We start from the raw sequence: 19,481 nt of genomic DNA on the forward strand, positions 1-19,481 counted from the left end.
CCATGGCGGCCGAAAAACAAGTAAAGACGACCGGCCTGCTTGGCTGGATCGACGCACGCTTCCCCGCAACCCAACTCTGGGAAGATCATCTTTCCAAGTACTACGCACCGAAGAACTTCAACTTCTGGTACTTCTTCGGCTCGCTCGCCCTGCTGGTCCTGGTCATCCAGATCGTCACCGGCATCTTCCTGGTGATGAACTACAAGCCGGACGGCACGCTCAACGCCGCTGGCATTCCCGTGGCTTACGCCAGCGTGGAATACATCATGCGCGAGGTACCCTGGGGCTGGCTGGTGCGCTACATGCACTCCACCGGCGCCTCGGCCTTCTTCGTGGTGGTGTACCTGCATATGTTCCGTGGCCTGCTGTACGGTTCGTACCGCAAGCCGCGTGAGCTGGTCTGGGTCTTCGGCTGCCTGATCTTCCTGTGCCTGATGGCAGAGGCCTTCATGGGCTACCTGCTGCCCTGGGGCCAGATGTCGTACTGGGGCGCGCAGGTGATCGTGAACCTGTTCTCGGCCATCCCCGTGATCGGCGGTGACCTGTCGCTGTTCATCCGCGGCGACTACGTCGTGAGCGACGCGACCCTGAACCGCTTCTTCTCCTTCCACGTCATCGCCGTGCCGCTGGTGCTGCTGGGCCTGGTGGTCGCGCACATCATCGCGCTGCACGAAGTGGGCTCGAACAACCCGGACGGCGTCGAGATCAAGGCCAAGAAGGACGAGAACGGCGTGCCGCTGGATGGCATCCCCTTCCACCCGTACTACTCGGTGCACGACCTGATGGGCGTGGGCGGCTTCCTGATGATCTTCTCCGCGGTGATCTTCTTCTTCCCGGAGATGGGCGGTTACTTCCTGGAGTCGAACAACTTCGTCCCGGCCGATCCGCTCAAGACCCCGCCGCACATCGCGCCGGTCTGGTACTTCACGCCGTTCTACTCGATGCTGCGTGCCACCACCTCGAACTTCCTGCCGATCCTGTGGGTGTTCTTCGCGGTGCTGCTTGGCCTGGTGTTCCTGCGTAGCAAGGACGCCCGCATCAAGGTTGGCGCGCTTGCCATCGCCGTGATCCTGGCCGTCGGTTTCTACTTCATCGACGCCAAGTTCTGGGGCGTGCTGGTGATGGGCGGCTCGGTCGTGATCCTGTTCTTCCTGCCGTGGCTGGACCACTCGCCGGTGAAGTCCATCCGCTATCGCCCGTCCTTCCACAAGAGCATTCTCGCCGTGTTCGTGGTGGTGTTCGTCGTGCTGGGCTACCTTGGCGTACAGCCTCCGTCGCCGGTGGGTGAAAAGGTGTCGCAGTTGGGAACCCTGCTGTACTTCGCCTTCTTCCTGACCATGCCGCTGTGGAGCCGCGTCGGCCAGTTCAAGCAAGTGCCGGAACGTGTCACGTTCCACCCGCACTGAGCCCGGACGTACCCCGACAAGAGCACAAGGACAAAAGATGAAAAAGCTGCTTTCGATTCTCGCGCTGGCCGGCGCCTGCTTTGCCGCCGCGCCCGCCATGGCCAACGAAGGGGGTTACCCCCTTGAGCCGGCGCCCGTGCAAACGAGCGATCTTTCCTCGCTGCAGCGCGGCGCCAAGCTGTTCGTCAACTACTGCCTGAATTGCCACGGCGCGTCCATGATGCGGTACAACCGCCTCAAGGACATCGGCCTGACCGACGACCAGATCCGCGAGAACCTGCTGTTCTCCGGCGAGAAGGTGGGCGACATGATGACCATCGCCATGCCGCCGAAGGATGCCAAGGCGTTCTTTGGCGCCACGCCGCCGGACCTGTCGGTGATCGCCCGCGCCCGCGGCGACGACTGGCTGTACACCTACCTGCGTACCTTCTACCGTGACGACAACCGTGCCACGGGCTGGAACAACCTGGTGTTCCCGAGCGTCGGCATGCCGCACGTGCTGTGGGAGCTGCAAGGGCAGCGCGCCGCCAAGTTCGTCGAGGTGGAAGAGCACGGCGAGAAGGTGCACAAGTTCGCCGGCTTCGAGCAGATCACCCCGGGCAAGATGAGCACGCTAGAGTACGACCAGGCCACGAGCGACCTGGTTGGCTTCCTGGACTGGATGGCGGAACCCGCGCAGAACCAGCGCAAGCGCCTGGGCGTCTGGGTGCTGATGTTCCTCGGCGTGTTCACCGTCTTCGCCTGGCGCCTGAACGCTTCGTACTGGAAAGACATCAAGTAAAACGCGGTAAAACCCCGGAAGACCTGCGGGTCCGATGGGGAGAAGGGCTGGGGCGGGTGTTGTGCAGAACAACCCCGCACCGGCCCTTTTTCTTTATGGGCTGCAGGTGCAATGTCGCATAAATGTGCCTCAAAGCCCCCTTTAATGCGCATCGAATGCACTTAAATGTGCTTCATGAATCTCTAATTTGCTTTCTCTATATCGGTTCTGCCAGAATACCGATCCAGTCAATCGACCCCGCATCAAAGGAATCCAACCATGATGGTGTTGTATTCGGGCACCACCTGCCCGTTCTCCCAACGTTGCCGCCTCGTCCTGTTCGAAAAGGGCATGGATTTCGAGATCCGTGACGTCGACCTGTTCAACAAGCCGGAAGACATTTCGGTGATGAACCCCTACGGCCAGGTGCCCATCCTGGTCGAGCGCGACCTGATCCTGTACGAGTCGAACATCATCAACGAGTACATCGACGAGCGCTTCCCGCACCCGCAGCTGATGCCGGCCGACCCGGTGCAGCGCGCCCGCGCCCGCCTGTTCCTGTTCAACTTCGAAAAGGAACTCTTCACGCACGTCTACGCCCTCGAAAATGAAAAGGGCAAGGCCGCCGAGAAGAACCACGAGCGCGCTCGCTCCGCCATCCGCGACCGCCTGACCCAGCTCGCGCCGATTTTCGTCAAGAACAAGTACATGCTTGGCGAAGAATTCTCGATGCTCGACGTTGCCATCGCCCCGCTGCTGTGGCGCCTGGACCACTATGGCATCGAACTGTCGAAGAACGCCGCGCCGCTGCTCAAGTACGCCGAACGCATCTTCAGCCGCCCGGCCTACATCGAAGCGCTCACCCCGTCTGAAAAGGTGATGCGCCGCTAAACCGGCTTTGGCCCGACGCGACAAGCTCGCGCCGGGCCGCCGGACTGCGCCACTGGAAGCACAATGCCTGAAACCTCCACCAAGCCCTACCTGATCCGCGCCATCTACGAGTGGTGCACGGATAACGGCTTCACGCCGTACATCGCCGTTTTCGTCGACGCCAACACCAGCGTGCCGCGCGAGTTCGTCAAGAACAACGAAATCGTGCTCAACGTCAGCTTCGACGCCACCAGCGGCCTGGACATGGGCAACGAGTGGATCGGCTTCAGCGCCCGCTTTGGCGGCATCTCGCGCAAGATCGACGTGCCCATCGAGAACGTGCTCGCCATCTATGCGCGCGAAAACGGCCAAGGCATGGCCTTTCCCGTGGAACGCAGCGTGCCCGAAACCCAGGCAGCAACCGAGCGCGAGAACAACCCGCCGCCCAAGCTGTCCTCGGTCGAAAGCGAGCCGTTGGTCACCGCGGAAGCCAATGAAGACCACAACGGCGACGACGAACCCACGCCGCCGCCCGTGTCCCGCATTGGCGCCAGGAAACCTTCGCTGAAGGTCGTGAAGTAAGCACAGGAAGGCATCGTCAATTTGCGCCGCATGCAGTAGAATCGCGGTCTGCACCAAACATGCCGGCTTAGCTCATCAGGTAGAGCAGTTGATTTGTAATCATCAGGTGGCGGGTTCGAGTCCTGCAGCCGGCACCAGCATTCAAGAACGGGCTACGCGAATTGCGTAGCCCGTTTTGTTTTTTTGGGCCGGACACCTTTCGCGCTGTCTCGAATACAACGGTTCCCGCGCCCGTCTTGCGCCCGTCATCCAACCCGAATACCTTAGCCCTGTCGCGAAACCCTTCAAGGTCTACCCACACCAGCCGACAACCCTTACAGAGCCCTGGCTCTCCCGGTTTCATCACCCCAAGCGCGGCAAACCAAAAGGAACACATCCGTGAATCGGAAGCTTGCACGTATGGCATGGGTGGCCTCGTTCGCCTGTCTGTCGGCCTGCGGAGGCGATGGCTCGTCGGCGGAGTCGGATGCTTCCGTCAAGTCCGTGTCGGCGGTGAATGCGTCGGCCGCGACCCTGGCGCCGTCGGCGCAAACGCTGGCAGTCTCGCGCTGGATGCCGACGGCAGCCGATACATGGCAATTGCAGCTGACGGGTACGGTCAACACGAGTTATCCGGCGCAGGTCTTCGACATCGACCTGGTGGATACGCCGCAGGCGACCATCAATGCGCTGAAGGCGCAGGGCAAGCGTGTGCTCTGCTATTTCTCGGCGGGTAGCTCGGAGAACTGGCGGCCGGATTTCAAGCAGTTTGCCGCGGCGGATATGGGCAACGCGTTGTCGGGCTGGGCGGGCGAGCGTTGGCTCGATACGCGCTCGGCCAACGTGCGCCAGATCATGCAGGCGCGCATGGATCTGGCGAAGTCCAAGGGCTGTGATGGCGTGGACCCGGACAACGTGGATGGCTATACCAATAAACCGGGTTTTCCGCTGACGGCGACCACGCAGCTGGACTACAACCGCTTTCTCGCAGCTGAGGCGCATGCGCGCGGGCTGGCGGTGGGCCTGAAGAATGATGTGGACCAGGTCTCGCAGCTGGCGACTGACTTTGATTTCGCAGTGAACGAGCAGTGCTTCCAATACAACGAGTGCGCGAGCTACAAGCCGTTCACGACGCAGGGCAAGGCAGTGTTCAACGTGGAGTACGCGTCGAAGTACAAGACAGCCTCGACGCGTGCCGCGCTGTGCGCTTCGGCCCAGGCAGCGCACCTTCGTACTCTGGTGCTCCCGCTAAACCTGGATGACGCGTTCCGCTACGCTTGCGATTGATCTGAGCGGCCACGAAGAATAGACGGCGCTGGGCCGGTCCCTCCCTGGCCTGGGAGCCCGACAGTGGCGCGCGATGGACCGCGGTGAACGAGCGCGACGAGATCGGCAGCGGCCTCGTGCCCGACTGCATGGTGGCGAAGTCGTACCGCCAAGCACCGCGCATGTTGCGGCCCAACACCTACTTGCTCACCCCCATCTGCCTGAGCAGGCCCAGGTTGTCCTCCAGATGCCAGTTCTCCACGATCTTGCCGTTTGCCACCCGGTACAGGTCGAAGGCCTGGAAGTCGATCTGCTGGCCCTGGCCCTTGCTGTCGCCGAACTGCCCGGTGAAGTGGCCGCGAAAGCGCAGGTGGACCGCGACCCGGTCGCCGGCGATGACTACGTCTTCCATTTCCGCGCTGAGATCCGGTACCGCGGCGCGGAATCCACTGGAGGCCTGCAACGGGCCGCGCAGGCCTTGCTCGCGGCCGGGCGGCAGCGTGCGGTCGATGAAGTCCGGGGCGAGCGCGAGCGTGGCGTAGCGTTCGTCGCCGGTGTGCCAGAAGGTGGCGTAGCGGCGGGCGGCGAGAAGCGCGGGTGCCGCGGATGGCTGTTCGGCGCCCTGGGCCAGGTGCTGCGGATGGACCAGTTCGTCGCCGGCAGCGGCGGCGCTTTGCGATAGCGGCAACAGGGCGATGCCGAGGGCGGCTACGAATGCGCGTACTGGTGTGAGGCTTGCATTGTTCATGTCGGCTTGTAACTCGTTCTGTATGTTCGTGGTTTTGCCCTGGCTTATGCCGCCGGCACGCCGCTCGCGCCGAGCGCGAAGCGGGCGATGTCGTCCTTGCGCATGAAGGTCACGCCGGCATGGCCCTGGGCATAGCGGATAAATGCGTCGAGCGCCCGCACGCGTGCCGGGGAACCTGAGATGCGGTCGTGCGTGCTGATGGACATCATGCGGCGGCGGTGGGCGCCTTCCGCGTAGAGCACATCGAACTCCGCCTTCAGCTCGCCGAGCAGGTCTTCGGCCGTGGTCGATGGCGAGTCGAAGCGCACGATGTCGTTGTTGCGCACGGTGTAGGGCACCACGGCGAACGGCTTGCCGCCTACTTGCAGCACGGATGGCTCGTCGCGGCTGAGGTCGTCGATGTGATAGAGGAAACCGAGCGACTGCAGAATCGGCAGCGTATTGGGCGAGCCTCGCATCCAGAAGGCGTTGAAGCCGAGGGGCCGCGTGCCGGTGGCGCGCTGGATGGTGTCGATGCTCTGCACGTAACTGGCGCGTTCCACTTCGGCACTCATGCTGTATTGCGGCTCCCAGGTCTGGCCATGGCCCGAGGCTTCGTGCCCGCGCGCGACGATTTCACGAGCCAGTTCGGGATGGCGCTCGACCGCCTGCCCCACCATATGCGAGGTCACCTTGATGCCGGTGCGGTCCCACAGGTCCAGCAGGCGCGGAATGCCTTCGCGCACGCCGTAGGTGTACCAGGACTGCAGAGGGTAGTCGGGATACTTGGGGTCGAGCGGAGGGAAGGGGCCGCTGGCGCCGCGCTCGGGCTGGGCACCGGCTTCGAACTGCATCGAGATGGAGATGACGAGTTGCGCGCCATCCGGCCAGAACCGGGTGCGGCCGGCGCGAGCTTGCGGGTGCGCCTGGCTGGGTGGCGTGGTGGCGGCGCCCGCTGTAGCCGCGGCCAGGGGCAGCGCGGCGGTGAGTACAGCTGCGCTGCCCAGGAAGTCGCGGCGCGGATTGCGCGGCGCGCGCGCCGTCGGTCTGAGGGGGTGGTTTGTACTCATGTTCGGTTTCCTTGCCTTGCGGCGGTTGCGTGAGTACAGACTTTATGATTCAAACAGAGGTTGATAAATATCTATCCGAATCTATCAATTTCAAATGCTGTTTGTTAATCGGCGTGCAGTGCGAAGCGATGGGTGATGGCATCAGGCGTGTCAGCCAGGTATGAGATACCCGCTGCCGGCGGCGTCCCGGATCACCTTTCCCAACGTATCCATGAAGGCTGTGGCGGCGGGGCTATCCGGCCGGCCGCGGCGCCGGTGCAGTGCGGCCGTGCGGCCAAAGCCGGGATGCGTGAGCGGCGCGTAGGCCAGCCTGGCGAAGCTGCCGCTGCGCCGCGTGCCGGCGATATGCAGTGCCAGCGGGCTGGCGATGGTGTACAGGCGCCCGCCGAGCACGGCGCGCAGCAAGGCTTCCACGCTGGGGCCTTCCAGCCGGGGGCGCAGCATGATGCCCGCGGCCTGCGTGGCCGCGTCGATCTGCCGGCGCATGGCGAAGCGCTCGGGCAGCAGTGCCAGGGGCAGCGCTCCCAGTTGCGCCAGGGTCACGGTTTCCTGCTCGCGCGGCAGCTTGTGTGCGGGTGCGATCAAGGCAAGCGTTTCCGAGAACAGCGGCACCTGTTCGATGCGTTTTGGCGCATCCTTCGCGAACGCCAGGCCAAGGTCGATCTGTCCGTCGAGCAGGGAGCGGTCGACCTCGGCGGCGGCAAACTCGAACACCTGGATATCCAGCCCCGGATGCGCATCGACCAGCGCTTGCGCGGCCGGCATGACCAGCGCGGAAAGATAGGTATGGGTGGCGCCGATGCGCAGCGTGCCTTCCACCGCGCCGTGCTGGGAGGCTGCGGATACGATGACCCGTTCGAGTTGATCGAGCACGGGTTCGAGCGCGAGCACCAGTTGCCTGCCCGCATCGGTCAGTTCCAGCTGGCGGCCCACGCGCCCGAACAGCGGCACCCCCAGGCTCTGCGCAAAGATGCGCAGGTGCTGTGACAAGGCCGGCTGTGTCAGGCCCAGCGAACCGGCCGCGGCGGTCACGCTGCCATGGCGGGCGACGGCCATGAAGCTGCGGACCAGGCGAAGGTCCATGGCTTCGGGCGTGGCCGTTGATCTCATAATTTGCCGTGATGAATTAAAAATCGATTCATCATTTTACAGAGCATGTCGTAACTGCTGGAATGCACGCACAACATGGAAAACACTAGGAGACCCCCATGTCATGCCATTCCAGCGCCAACCGGCGCAACCGCCGGCTGCCCGCCTTTTTATCGCCCGTGCTCGCAGCCGCCGCGCTCTGCCTGGCGTTCGCGCCAGCCGCCAGCGCTGCCTATCCGGATCGCCCGATCCGCTTGGTGGTGCCGTATGCGCCCGGCGCCACCACCGACTCTCTCGCCCGCCTGATCGGGAAAGAACTGCAGGTCCGCCTGAAGCAATCCGTGGTGGTGGAGAACCGGCCCGGCGCGGGCGGCACCATCGGCAGCGACTATGTCAGCAAGGCGCCGGCCGATGGCTATACCTTGTTGCTCGGCGCGGTCGGGCCGGTCTCGGTCGGCAAGGCGCTGTATCCGGCGCTGCCCTACGACCCGGCGAAGGACCTGGCCGGCGTAGGCCTGATCGGCACGGTGCCATTCATCCTGGTGGCCGGCACGCGCGGCCAGCGCTTCGATGCCGTGCCCGCTCTGGTGCGCGCGTCGGTCGCGGCGCCTGACACCATCGCCTACGGCTCGGCGGGCAACGGCACGCCCCAGCACATCATCGGTGCGATGTTCTCGCAGGCGACCGGTGCGCGCCTGCTGCACTCACCCTACAAGGGGTCGGGCCCGGCCATCAACGATTTGCTGGGCGGGCAGATTGCGCTGATGTTCGACAGCCCCGTGCTGCTGATGCCGCATATCAAGGCCGGCACGGTGGTGCCGCTGGCACAGACCGGCGCGCGGCGCTCCGCCTTGCTGCCGGGCGTGCCCACCATGCGCGAGCAGGGCGTACGCGATTTCGATGCGGCGCCGTGGTACGGAATCATGGCGCCGGGCAAGCTGCCGGGCGATATCCTCGAGCGGCTCAATCGCGAGCTGAATGCGGTGCTTGCCGACAAGCAGATGCAGGAACGCCTGCTGGCGCTTGGCGTGGAAGCCCGGCCGCTCGATCCTGCAGGCTTTCGCCAGTTCCTGTCGCAGGCGCAAACGAGCTGGACCCGCGCCGTATCCTCCGCCTCGGTGAAACCGGACTGATCATGCCGCACCTGATTACGGAAACCACACGGCAACTCGCCGACAGGATTGATTTCGCGCAGGTGTTCGCCGGCGTGCACCGCGAGCTCGCCGGCCACGGTTACGCGCAACTGGCCGATCTCAAGAGCCGCTTGCTGGTGGCGGAAGTGGCGCTGACCGGTGACGACCCCGAAGCCGGCTTCATCGTGACGCACCTCGTGATGACCAACGCGCGTCCTGAGCCAGTGCAGGCCGCCATGGCCGCGGTTGTGCTGGCGCATACGGCGGCAGCTGTCAGGCAGGCCGCTTTTGCCGGCAACGTGCAGGTTTGCGTGCTGCATCGCCTGGCGGCTCAGGGGACGTATGGGAAGACAGTGGTGGTGAGCCCGGGCGCCGCGTGAGGCTTGAGACGAGAGGGGGCTAGCCCTGCGCCGGCTCCAGTTCGCGCCACGCCAAAAACAGGCGCGTGTCGAACTCCAGCTGGTGGTACGCCGGCTCCATGTATTCGCACAGGCGGTAGAACGCCTTGTTGTGATCGCTCTCCTTCAGGTGGGCGAGTTCGTGCACCACGATCATGCGCAGGAACTCGGGCGGTGCTTCCTTGAACAGCGACGCCACGCGGATTTCCTTCTTGGCCTTGAGCTTGCCGCCTTGCACGCGCGAGATGGCGGTGTGCAGCCCGAGCGCGCGATGGACCACGTCGATCTTGGCGTCGAACGCGACCTTGTGGATCGGCGGTGCGGTGCGCAGGAATTCCTGCTTCAGCTCGGCGGTGAAGTCGTACAGCGCGCGATCGGTCTGCACGGTGTGCCGAGCGGGATATTTTTTTGCCAGGTGCTCGCCCAGGCGATTGGCGGCCACCATCTGGCGCACCTGGTCGAGCACGCCGTCGGGATACGCGGCGAGAAAGCGCAGCGGATCCTTGACGCCGGGGCGCCAGGTCTCGCTGGTGGGGGCGGGGGTGCTACGGGTGCTCAATGGTGATGGTGGTGATGGTGGGCCCAGCTGCCGTCGACCGAGCTGACGAAGGACTCCACGGCGTCCTTGTCGCCGGTGGCGTGGCGCACCATTTCACCGCACTTGCAAAAACCCTGGTACGGCGTGATGTGCGAACAGGCGGACACCTTCTGCAGGAATAGCGTGACGGGCTTGGTGCACTTCTTGCACTTGAAGGTGAGGGTGCGGGCGGGTTTGCTCATGGGGTCGGGCTGGCGGCAGAGTGGGCAGAGTGATTCGAATGCAACACTGCCGGGCGCGCAGGCTCACGGCAGGATAGCCTTGCATTTTAGCCTGCCGAGGCCCCACGCGTGCTGGCTGCCGCCATGCGTCTATTCCTTCACCGCGCCCGTCATGCCCGACACGTAGTACTCCACAAAGAACGAGTACACCAGCGCCACCGGCAGCGAGCCCAGCAAGGCCCCCGCCATCAGCGCGCCCCAGTGGTAGACGTCGCCTTCAATCAGTTCGGTGACGATCCCCACCGGCACCGTCTTCACCTCCGACGAGGAGATGAAGGTCAGCGCGTAAATGAACTCGTTCCAGGACAGCGTGAAGGCGAAGATGCCGGCCGAGATCAGCCCCGGCACGGCCAGCGGCAGGATGATCTTGACCAGGATCTCCCAGCGCGTGGCGCCGTCGATCAGCGCGCACTCTTCCAGCTCGTAGGGGATGGAGCGGAAGTAGCCCATCAGCAGCCAGGTGCAGAACGGGATCAGGAAGGTGGGGTAGGTGAGGATCAGCGCCCAGCGCGTATCGAACAGGCCGAGCTGGAACACGATCGATGCCAGGGGGATGAACAGGATCGAGGGCGGGATCAGGTAGGCCAGGAAGACGGCCAGGCCCACCTGCTTCGCGCCCTGGAAGCGCAGCCGCTCGATGGCGTACGCGGCCAGCACGCTGGCGGCCAGCGAGGCAAAGGTGGAGATCGTCGAGACGATCACGGTATTGAGCAGCCACTCCGGGTAGGGGGTGTCGAACAGCAGCTTCTTGAAGTGGGCGAACGTGGGCGCCATCACCCAGAACGGGTTGGCGCTGCGCATCAGGAGTTCGCCGTCGGGCTTGAAGGCAGTGATCGCCATCCAGTAGAAGGGGAACAGCAGCACGAAGACGAAGATGCCTAGCGGGATGTAGATGGTCACCCAGCGACGCGGCATCGATTGCAGGTAATCCATCCCCTGCGCCGTGTCCTGCTGCTGCGCTGCGGCCGTCGCTTTCATTTGTCGCCTCCCTGTTGCCAGCCGCGCCGCTGCAGGCCGAAGTATGAAAACAGGATGGCGGCCAGCAGGAAGGGCACCATCATGGTGGCGATCGCCGCGCCTTCGCCCAGCGAGCCGCCGGGAATCGCGCGCTGGAACGACAGCGTGGCCATCAGGTGCGTGGCGTTGAGCGGGCCGCCGCGCGTGAGCACATAGATCAGCTGGAAGTCGGTGAACGTAAACAGCACCGAGAAGGTCATCACCACGGCGATGATCGGCGTCAGCAGCGGCAGCGTGACATAGCGGAACTGCTGCCATGGCGTGACGCCGTCGATGGACGCGGCCTCGTACAACGTGGGCGAGATCGTCTGCAAGCCAGCCAGCAAGGAGATGGCGACAAAGGGAATGCCGCGCCAGACATTGGCCGCGATGGTAGAGAAGCGCGCCAGCCATGGGTCGCCCAGGAAGTCGATATAGCGATCGATCAGCCCTAGCTTGACCAGTGTCCAGCTGATGATGGAGAACTGCGCGTCGTAGATCCACCAGAATGCCAGTGCCGACAGCGCGGTCGGCACGATCCATGGCAGCAGCACGATAGCGCGAAAAAAGGACTTGAATGGCAGGTTCTTGTTGAGCAGCAGCGCCAGCCACAGGCCTAGCGCGAATTTCACCACGCTGGCCACCACGGTGTAGAAGATCGTATTGAACAGTGCCAGTTGCGTCAGCGAGTCGCCTGCCAGGTAGCTGTAGTTGGACAGGCCGATCCATTCTCCGGTGCCGCCGATCTTGGTGTTGGTGAAGCCGAGCCATACGCCAAGGCCGAGCGGGTACGTCAGGAAAACCAGCAGCAATAGCGCGGTGGGCAGCATGAACAGCAGCCCCAGCGCATGGCGGTTGTTCAGCAGGCGGGAAATCATGGTTCACCTCGCATGGCTCACCTCGCAGGGTTCGGCTCGGAGGGCGCGGCGCCGCCGCGGCGCCCTCATCTCGCTTTCGGCGTTGGTCACTAGGCCTTGTAGTACCGCTGCGCCCGCTCCGCCGCGCGCGCCGCCGCTTCCTTAGGTGTCTTGGAGCCGCTGGCCGCTTCGGCCACCATGTCGACCACGATGTAGTCCGCCATGGCTGCGGCCGAGGCCGTGCCCAGCGGCCCGGCGTGGCCGTTGTCGAGCATCAGCCCGGCGGAATCGCGATAGACGGTGTGCTTGGGGTCGGCCGTCCAGATCGGATTGGCCTCATAGGCCTTGAGCGGCTGGCTGACGTAACCGATGGCGGCTTCCATCCACGGGTTGTACTGCTCCGGCTCCATCATGAACTGCAGGTAGGCCTTGGCTGCGTTCGGGAACTTGGAATACCTGAACAGCATCATCTGCGTGATCTGCATCAGCTCGGTGGGCCTGCCGGGCGTGCCGATGGGGAAGTGCGCGTGCTGGATGTCGCGCGCCATTTCCTGCAGCTTGGGCTCCTTCGAATTCTTGGCTGCGTAGTAGACCGAGATGCCATTGGCGGTCAGGCTGATCTGGCCGTCGAGGAAGGCCTTGTTGTTGGACGGGTCTTGCCACGACAGCGTGCCGGGCACGAAGGTGGCGTAGAGCTGCCTGGCATATTCCAGCGCGGCCCACGTCTCGGGCGAGTTGACCACGACCTTGCCCTTGGTGTCGACCAGCATGCCGCCGTGCGACCACAGCAGCCAGTGTGCCCAGTTGTTGCCGTCGCCCACGGCCTTGCCGAGCGCGAAGCCGCACGGCGTGTTCTTGGCCTTGAGGCCCTGGCACAGCTTGAGGAAGCCGGGGAGGTCCTTGGGCACGGTGTCGAACCCCGCTGCCCTGATGTGGCTCTCGCGATAGACCAGCGCGTTGCCGACCACGCCCAGCGGCAGGCCGATCCACTTGCCGTTGTGCGTGCCGTACTTGCGGCACACGTCGTACCAGCCGCCGTATTTGCCGCCCAGGTAGGTGGCCAGGTCGGTCAGGTCGACCAGCTTTTCAGGGTACTGCTGCGGGTCATCGAACCAGCCAACGATGACGTCCGGCCCGCTGCCGACGCTGGCCGCGACGGCGGCCTTGGGCCGCACGTCTTCCCAGCCTTCGTTGTCGACGCGTACCTCGACGCCGGTCAGCTCGGTGAACTTCTTCGTGTTGGCGTTCCACAGGTCTTCATCGCCCTGCACGAAACGCTTCCAGCGCAGCACGCGCAGCTTGGCGCCGGCTTCCGGCTTGTATTGCAGTGCAGCCGGCGCGGCGAAGGCATGGCCGCCGATCGCCGTGGTGGCGGCAACGGCCGCCGTGGACACCAGGAAATCGCGTCTCGTGAAGTTGCTCGGTGTGCTCATTGCTTTGTCTCCTCCGTGGTCAGGGGCTGCGCCCCGTGCTGGTCATGCCTGCTTCCCGGATCGTCCGCCGCCGCCGGTCCACGCTGCAACAGCGTCTGGCCCGAGTCGGCATCGAACAGATGTGTGTGCTGGTGGTCGGGCACCAGGTTCAGGATGTCGCCCGCGGCGAAGTCATGGCGCTCGCGGAAGATCGAGATGAATTCCGCCTCGCAGAAGCGGGAATAGATCTCGGTGTTGGCGCCGGTGGGTTCGACCACCGACACGCGCGTTTGCAGGCCCTGGCCCGGCATGCCCAGGGTCAGGTGCTCGGGCCGCACGCCGTAGATCACGCGCTGGCCGTCGGTGCCGGCGGTGGCATCGAAGCGCGCGGGCGCCGGCAGGCGCGTGCCGTCGGGAAACTCGACCGCGGCATCGCCGCCACTGCGGCGCAGCACGCCAGGCACGAAGTTCATCGCCGGGGAGCCGATAAAGCCGGCCACGAAGAGGTTGTCGGGATGATCGTAGAGCGCCAGCGGCTTGCCGCGCTGCTCCACGCGGCCGTCACGCATCACCACGATCTGGTCGGCCATGGTCATGGCTTCGATCTGGTCGTGCGTGACGTAGACGGAGGTGGTGCGCAGGCGCTGGTGCAGCTCCTTGATCTCCGCGCGCATCTGCACGCGCAGCTTGGCGTCCAGGTTGGAGAGCGGCTCGTCGAACAGGAACACCTGCGGATCGCGCACGATGGCGCGGCCCATGGCCACGCGCTGGCGCTGGCCGCCCGAGAGCTGGCGCGGGTAACGCTCCAGCAAACTGTCCAGGCCGAGGATGGCGGATGCCTTGGCCACTTTCCGCTTGATCTCTTCCTTGTCGCCCTTGGCGAGCTTGAGCGAGAAGGCCATGTTGTCGTAGACCGTCATATGCGGGTAGAGCGCATAGTTCTGGAACACCATGGCGATATCGCGCTCCTTTGGCGGCAGGCGGTTGACCACGCGGTTGCCGATGGCGATCTCGCCGGTGGTGATCTCCTCCAGCCCGGCGATCATGCGCAGCAGCGTGGACTTGCCGCAGCCCGACGGCCCCACCAGCACGGTGAACTGGCCATCGGCAATATCGATGTCCACGCCGCGGATCACCTGCGTGCTGCCGAAGTATTTCTGGATGCCGCGAATCTGGACCGATGCCATGCGTGGTGTCTCCGTGAGCCGTTCGTGCCCATTCATGCCCGTTCATGCCGGGGGCGGCAGTTCGCCGCGATTGGATTGGATTGCCGTGGTGATTCGTGGGGCGCCAGCGTGCCTCAGTGGTTGTCCTTGGGCACCGCGGCGCCGCTCTTGCCCACCAGGAAATCCATGTCGGCGCCCAGGTTGGCTTGCTGCACGTGCTCGACATACAGGCGCGTCCAGCCGCGCGCCATCGGCAGCGCGGGCGCCTGCCACGCGGCGCGGCGGCGCTGCAGCTCCGCTTCATCGACATGCAGGTGCAGCTTGCGCATGGGCACATCGAGTTCCACCATGTCGCCGTCCTTCACCAGCGCCAGCGGGCCGCCGGCCGCGGCTTCGGGCGCCACGTGCAGCACCACCGTGCCGTAAGCCGTGCCGCTCATGCGCGCATCCGACACGCGGACCATGTCGGTGATGCCCTTGCGCAGCACCTTGGGCGGCAACGGCATATTGCCGGCTTCGGCCATGCCGGGGTAGCCACGCGGGCCGCAGTTCTTCAGCACCAGCACGCAGGTCTCGTCGACGTCGAGCGATTCATCGTCGAGCCGCTGATGCATGTGCTCGCTGTTCTCGAACACCACCGCGCGGCCGGTGTGCTTGAGCAGCGCCGGCGTGGCGGCCGACGGCTTGATCACCGCGCCATCGGGGCACAGGTTGCCGCGCAGCACAGCAATGCCGGCGTTGGCCTTGAAGGGCGCGCCGAAGGCGTGGATGACTTCGCGGTTCCAGTTGGGCGCGTCCTTGCAGTTGTCCCACAACGTCTTGCCGTTGACGGTGAGTGCGTCGCGCGCAAGCACCGACTCCAGTTCGCGGATCACCGCGGGCAGGCCGCCCGCGTAATAGAAATCCTCCATCAGGTGGCGCCCGGACGGCTGCAGGTCGAGCAGGCACGGCAGCTCGTGGCCCAGCGCATCCCAGTCTTCCAGCTTGAGTTCGACGCCGATGCGCCCGGCGATGGCCAGCAGGTGGATCACGGCGTTGGTCGAGCCGCCGATGGCCGCGTTGACGCGGATGGCGTTCTCGAACGCATCGCGGGTCAGGATCTTCGACATCACCAGGTTGTCTTTCACCATCTCCACGATGCGGCGCCCCGACGCGCGCGCCAGCACATTGCGGCGGCCATCCACGGCGGGAATCGCCGCGTTGCCGGGCAGGCTCATGCCCAACGCTTCCACCATGCTGGCCATGGTCGACGCGGTGCCCATCGTCATGCAGTGGCCGTGCGATCGGTGCATGCAGCTCTCGGCCTCGAAGAAGTCCTCCTGCGACATCTGGCCGGCCCGCACTTGCTCCGACATCTTCCACACATCGGTGCCGGAGCCCAGTTCGCCGCCGCGGAACTTGCCGCTCAGCATGGGGCCGCCGGAGACGCCGATGGTGGGCAGGTCGCACGAGGCCGCGCCCATCATCAGCGCTGGCGTGGTCTTGTCGCAGCCCATCAGCAGCACCACGCCATCGATCGGGTTGCCGCGAATCGATTCTTCCACGTCCATGCTCGCCAGGTTGCGAAACAGCATGGCGGTGGGGCGCAGCATGGTCTCGCCCAGCGACATCACCGGGAACTCGAGCGGAAAGCCGCCGGCTTCCCACACGCCGATCTTGACCTGTTCGGCCAGTGTGCGGAAATGCGAGTTGCAGGGCGTGAGCTCGGAGTAGGTGTTGCAGATGCCGATGACCGGACGGCCATCGAACTGGTCGTGAGGGATGCCGCGGTTCTTGAGCCACGAGCGATAGAGGAAGCCATCGCGGTCGAGGCGGCCAAACCAGGCCTGGCTGCGGCGCGTGGGGGGCGTCGGCTTGTCGTCGTTCACTCGGGTCTCCTGCGTCTTTGCGGGGGCCGCGCAGCGACGGCTGGCGCGTAGGCGCTACGTGTGCTGATGCCCGCTTTATTGTGCGCTGCAGATACGGATGCCCACGACTGATTGCACTGCCTTGCCGCATGCATGCCGAGTGAGCGGAGTCTAGTTCACGAGTCTGGACAGGTAAACTGGTATTACCAATTAGTGGTCTTTACCGATGCCGCCGCGCATGCTGCGGCGCGCGATGAATCCGCCTGGACATTCGCTGGCGCGCTGCCTAGACTCCAGCCGGCTGGACAAATGGTCAAACCAATTCCGCCAGACGCTCGGGCTGCACATGCCTATCCATTCGATCGAACCGCAACGCCTATACCGCCAGATCAGCGCCCAGTTGCGCACGCTGATCCAGGCCGGCGAATTTCCGGTGGGCTCGCGCCTGCCGGCGGAGCGGGATTTGTCGGTGCAGCTCGGCGTGAGCCGCCCATCGCTGCGCGAGGCGTTGATCGCGCTCGAGGTCGAGGGCTATATCGAAGTGCGGATGGGCTCCGGCATCTATGTGTGCGAGCCGCCGTCATCCGCCGACGCGGGCTTCGACCTGTCCGGCGAGGAAGGGCCGCTCGAACTGATTCGCGCGCGTGCGCTGGTGGAGGGTGAGGTCGCTGCGCTGGCCGCCAGGAGCGGGCGCAAGGCCCAGTTCGATGCCATCGAGCAAGCCATCGCGCAGATGGCCGCCGAAGCCGCCGCCGGCATCAAGCCGATCGATGCGGATCGCTTGTTCCATGTGCGGGTGGCGCAAGCCACCGGCAACAGCGTGCTGGTGGGCGTGGTGCGCCGGCTCTTCGACTTGCGCCTCGGGCCGCTGTTCGATCAGTTGAACAGCCACTTCGAGACGCCCGAGGTCTGGGCCCAGGCCATCGCCGAGCATCGCGAAGTCCTGGCGGCGCTGCGCGGCAAGGATCCGGAGCGCGCGCGCGCGGTCATGCAGCGGCATATGGATATTGCTTACCGCCGCCTGACATCCAGCCTGACCCGTGCGCGCAAGCGTACTGCCGGCACGCCGGGCGCCAGGAAGGCGTCCTCAGGGGCGTCCTGACGGGCCTTGTGCGGACCGGCTTTGCTACACTTGGCCGATTCCCCCCAATTTCACCCGGATCCGCATGGCACAGTACGTTTTCACCATGAACCGCGTGGGCAAGATCGTCCCGCCCAAGCGTCACATTCTCAAGGACATTTCCCTGTCCTTCTTCCCGGGCGCCAAGATCGGCGTGCTGGGCCTGAACGGCTCGGGCAAGTCGACCGTCCTGAAGATCATGGCTGGCCTCGACAAGGAAATCGAGGGCGAAGCCACGCCCATGCCCAACCTGAACATTGGCTACCTGCCGCAGGAGCCGCAGCTCGATCCCGAGCAAACCGTGCGCGAGTCGGTGGAAGCCGCGCTGGGCGGCGTGTTCGAAGCCCGCAAGAAGCTCGACGAGATCTATGCGGCCTATGCCGAGCCGGACGCGGATTTCGACGCGCTGGCAGCGGACCAGGCCAAATACGAAGCCATCCTGGCGGCCAGCGACGGCAACAACGCCGAGCTGCAGCTGGAGATCGCGGCTGATGCGCTGCGCCTGCCGGCCTGGGATGCCAAGGTGGGGAACCTGTCCGGTGGCGAGAAGCGCCGCGTGGCGCTATGCCGCCTGCTGCTGTCGCGCCCCGATATGCTGCTGCTCGACGAACCCACCAACCACCTGGATGCGGAATCGGTGGAATGGCTGGAGCAATTCCTCACGCGCTTCCCCGGCACCGTAGTGGCGGTGACCCACGATCGCTACTTCCTCGACAACGCCGCGGAATGGATACTGGAACTGGACCGTGGCCACGGCATTCCCTGGAAGGGCAACTACAGCTCGTGGCTGGATCAGAAGGAAGCTCGCCTGAAGCAGGAAGAGTCGACCGAGTCGGCGCGCCAGAAAGCGCTGAACAAGGAGCTGGAATGGGTGCGGCAGAACCCCAAGGGGCGCCAGGCCAAGTCCAAGGCACGTCTCGCGCGCTTTGACGAACTGAACAGCCAGGAATACCAGAAGCGCAACGAAACCCAGGAAATCTTCATCCCCGCGGGTGAGCGCCTGGGCAACGAGGTGATCGAGTTCAACGGCGTGAGCAAGGCCTACGGCGACCGCCTGCTGATCGACGACCTCAGCTTCAAGGTGCCGCCTGGCGCCATCGTTGGCATCATCGGCCCCAATGGCGCGGGCAAGTCGACCTTCTTCCGCATGCTCACCGGCAAGGAACAGCCGGACAGCGGCGAAATCAAGGTCGGCCCGACCGTGAAGATGGCCTACGTGGACCAGAGCCGCGATGCACTCGACGGCAGCAAGACCGTGTTCGAAGAGATCTCCGGCGGCGCCGACGTGCTGACGGTCGGCCGCTATGAGACGCCGTCGCGTGCTTACATCGGGCGCTTCAACTTCAAGGGCTCGGACCAGCAAAAGCACGTGGGCACGCTCTCGGGCGGCGAGCGCGGGCGCCTGCACCTGGCCAAGACGCTGATCTCCGGCGGCAATGTGCTGCTGCTCGACGAACCGTCGAACGACCTCGACGTGGAAACGCTGCGCGCGCTGGAAGACGCGCTGCTGGAGTTCGCCGGGTGCGTGATGGTGATCTCCCACGATCGCTGGTTCCTGGACCGGATCGCCACCCACATTCTTGCCTTCGAAGGCGAGTCGCATGTGGAGTTCTTCCCTGGCAACTATCAGGAGTATGAGGCGGATAAGAAGCGACGTCTGGGTGAGGAGGGGGCTAAGCCTAAGCGGATTCGGTATAAGCCTATTGTTCGGTAAGGGGAGAGAGGGGGGGATGTTGTGGTCTTTGGACTGCAACTGCAACTGCAACTGCCACTGCTTAACAGCAAAGTCAAAGGCAGTTTCACCTCCCCTGCGGGGAGGCGACCTACTTTCTTGTCTCGCCAAGAAAGTAGGCAAAGAAGCGACCCGGATGGGGCGAAAGACTCCTCGTCGCCGGACGAAAAGAGCGGCCGGAGGCCAAACTCGCATCGCCTTAAGGCGATACTCAAACATGGCCTCCTCGTTTCCGCTCTTTTCGCCCGGCGA

At 64.6% G+C, this 19,481-nt stretch carries 19 protein-coding genes and 1 tRNA gene; 10 read left to right on the forward strand and 10 right to left on the reverse strand.

Going from position 1 to position 19,481, the window contains the following annotated elements; genetic code table 11:
- Positions 1–2: 2 nt before the first annotated feature.
- The 6 genes from AC1RWI_RS18900 to AC1RWI_RS18925 all read left to right on the forward strand — a co-directional run bounded on the left by AC1RWI_RS18900 (position 3) and on the right by AC1RWI_RS18925 (position 4,884).
- Positions 3–1,406: a cytochrome b gene (locus AC1RWI_RS18900; RefSeq protein WP_043350174.1), complete on the forward strand. Its 1,404-nt coding sequence runs from the start codon at positions 3–5 to the stop codon at positions 1,404–1,406.
- A 37-nt stretch (positions 1,407–1,443) separates the two neighbouring features.
- Complete coding sequence (locus tag AC1RWI_RS18905) at positions 1,444–2,187, forward strand: cytochrome c1 (protein WP_043350170.1); 744 nt, start codon at positions 1,444–1,446, stop codon at positions 2,185–2,187.
- Between the two features lie 258 nt (positions 2,188–2,445).
- Positions 2,446–3,057 (forward strand): glutathione S-transferase N-terminal domain-containing protein, encoded by a 612-nt coding sequence (locus AC1RWI_RS18910; protein WP_006159674.1) that lies wholly within the window; start codon positions 2,446–2,448, stop codon positions 3,055–3,057.
- A gap of 63 nt (positions 3,058–3,120) precedes the next feature.
- Positions 3,121–3,618, forward strand: a complete 498-nt coding sequence (locus AC1RWI_RS18915) for a ClpXP protease specificity-enhancing factor (protein WP_043350164.1) — start codon at positions 3,121–3,123, stop codon at positions 3,616–3,618.
- Positions 3,619–3,679: 61 nt separating this feature from the next.
- Positions 3,680–3,755, forward strand: a tRNA-Thr gene (locus AC1RWI_RS18920).
- A gap of 271 nt (positions 3,756–4,026) precedes the next feature.
- Positions 4,027–4,884 (forward strand): endo alpha-1,4 polygalactosaminidase, encoded by an 858-nt coding sequence (locus AC1RWI_RS18925; RefSeq protein WP_144409905.1) that lies wholly within the window; start codon positions 4,027–4,029, stop codon positions 4,882–4,884.
- A gap of 178 nt (positions 4,885–5,062) precedes the next feature.
- Here AC1RWI_RS18925 and AC1RWI_RS18930 read toward each other — a convergent pair whose 3' ends face one another.
- From AC1RWI_RS18930 to AC1RWI_RS18940, 3 genes are all read right to left on the reverse strand, one after another.
- Entirely contained in the window at positions 5,063–5,611 is a 549-nt protein-coding gene (locus AC1RWI_RS18930; protein ID WP_043350092.1) for an ester cyclase, read from the reverse strand.
- Between the two features lie 44 nt (positions 5,612–5,655).
- Positions 5,656–6,660 (reverse strand): polysaccharide deacetylase family protein, encoded by a 1,005-nt coding sequence (locus tag AC1RWI_RS18935; protein WP_043350091.1) that lies wholly within the window; start codon positions 6,658–6,660, stop codon positions 5,656–5,658.
- A 150-nt stretch (positions 6,661–6,810) separates the two neighbouring features.
- Positions 6,811–7,770 carry a LysR family transcriptional regulator gene (locus tag AC1RWI_RS18940; RefSeq protein WP_492868001.1) on the reverse strand — a complete coding sequence of 320 codons (960 nt, stop codon included), beginning with the start codon at positions 7,768–7,770 and terminating at the stop codon, positions 6,811–6,813.
- Between the two features lie 98 nt (positions 7,771–7,868).
- Between AC1RWI_RS18940 and AC1RWI_RS18945 the strand changes: the two genes are divergently transcribed.
- The gene (locus AC1RWI_RS18945) at positions 7,869–8,882 is read left to right on the forward strand and encodes a tripartite tricarboxylate transporter substrate binding protein (RefSeq protein WP_052494697.1); all 1,014 of its coding nucleotides are present in this window, start codon (positions 7,869–7,871) and stop codon (positions 8,880–8,882) included.
- A 2-nt stretch (positions 8,883–8,884) separates the two neighbouring features.
- Positions 8,885–9,262, forward strand: a complete 378-nt coding sequence (locus AC1RWI_RS18950; RefSeq protein WP_052494696.1) for a tautomerase family protein — start codon at positions 8,885–8,887, stop codon at positions 9,260–9,262.
- A 19-nt stretch (positions 9,263–9,281) separates the two neighbouring features.
- Here AC1RWI_RS18950 and AC1RWI_RS18955 read toward each other — a convergent pair whose 3' ends face one another.
- The 7 genes from AC1RWI_RS18955 to AC1RWI_RS18985 form a co-directional block, all read right to left on the reverse strand.
- On the reverse strand, positions 9,282–9,776 hold the full coding sequence (locus AC1RWI_RS18955; RefSeq protein ID WP_043352367.1) for a M48 metallopeptidase family protein: 495 nt from the start codon (positions 9,774–9,776) through the stop codon (positions 9,282–9,284).
- A gap of 59 nt (positions 9,777–9,835) precedes the next feature.
- A complete protein-coding gene (locus tag AC1RWI_RS18960) occupies positions 9,836–10,060 on the reverse strand; it encodes a hypothetical protein (RefSeq protein WP_043350086.1) in 225 nt (74 codons plus the stop codon).
- 129 nt (positions 10,061–10,189) lie between these two features.
- The gene (locus AC1RWI_RS18965; RefSeq protein ID WP_043350084.1) at positions 10,190–11,077 is read right to left on the reverse strand and encodes a carbohydrate ABC transporter permease; all 888 of its coding nucleotides are present in this window, start codon (positions 11,075–11,077) and stop codon (positions 10,190–10,192) included.
- Positions 11,074–11,973: a carbohydrate ABC transporter permease gene (locus AC1RWI_RS18970; RefSeq protein WP_043350082.1), complete on the reverse strand. Its 900-nt coding sequence runs from the start codon at positions 11,971–11,973 to the stop codon at positions 11,074–11,076. The genes AC1RWI_RS18965 and AC1RWI_RS18970 overlap by 4 nt, the downstream gene beginning before the upstream one ends.
- A gap of 89 nt (positions 11,974–12,062) precedes the next feature.
- The gene (locus tag AC1RWI_RS18975; RefSeq protein WP_043350079.1) at positions 12,063–13,385 is read right to left on the reverse strand and encodes an ABC transporter substrate-binding protein; all 1,323 of its coding nucleotides are present in this window, start codon (positions 13,383–13,385) and stop codon (positions 12,063–12,065) included.
- Entirely contained in the window at positions 13,382–14,587 is a 1,206-nt protein-coding gene (locus tag AC1RWI_RS18980; protein WP_492368635.1) for an ABC transporter ATP-binding protein, read from the reverse strand. Before AC1RWI_RS18980 ends, AC1RWI_RS18975 begins: the two co-directional genes overlap by 4 nt.
- 77 nt (positions 14,588–14,664) lie before the next feature.
- Positions 14,665–16,398 (reverse strand): IlvD/Edd family dehydratase, encoded by a 1,734-nt coding sequence (locus AC1RWI_RS18985; protein WP_043350076.1) that lies wholly within the window; start codon positions 16,396–16,398, stop codon positions 14,665–14,667.
- A 325-nt stretch (positions 16,399–16,723) separates the two neighbouring features.
- Between AC1RWI_RS18985 and AC1RWI_RS18990 the strand changes: the two genes are divergently transcribed.
- Together AC1RWI_RS18990 and ettA are read left to right on the forward strand one after the other, a co-directional pair.
- The gene (locus AC1RWI_RS18990; RefSeq protein WP_043352363.1) at positions 16,724–17,479 is read left to right on the forward strand and encodes a FadR/GntR family transcriptional regulator; all 756 of its coding nucleotides are present in this window, start codon (positions 16,724–16,726) and stop codon (positions 17,477–17,479) included.
- 64 nt (positions 17,480–17,543) lie between these two features.
- The gene (gene ettA, locus AC1RWI_RS18995; protein ID WP_043350072.1) at positions 17,544–19,211 is read left to right on the forward strand and encodes an energy-dependent translational throttle protein EttA; all 1,668 of its coding nucleotides are present in this window, start codon (positions 17,544–17,546) and stop codon (positions 19,209–19,211) included.
- The last annotated feature ends 270 nt before the right edge of the window (positions 19,212–19,481 follow it).

The organism is Cupriavidus sp. MPR-AND1C (assembly GCF_058809705.1).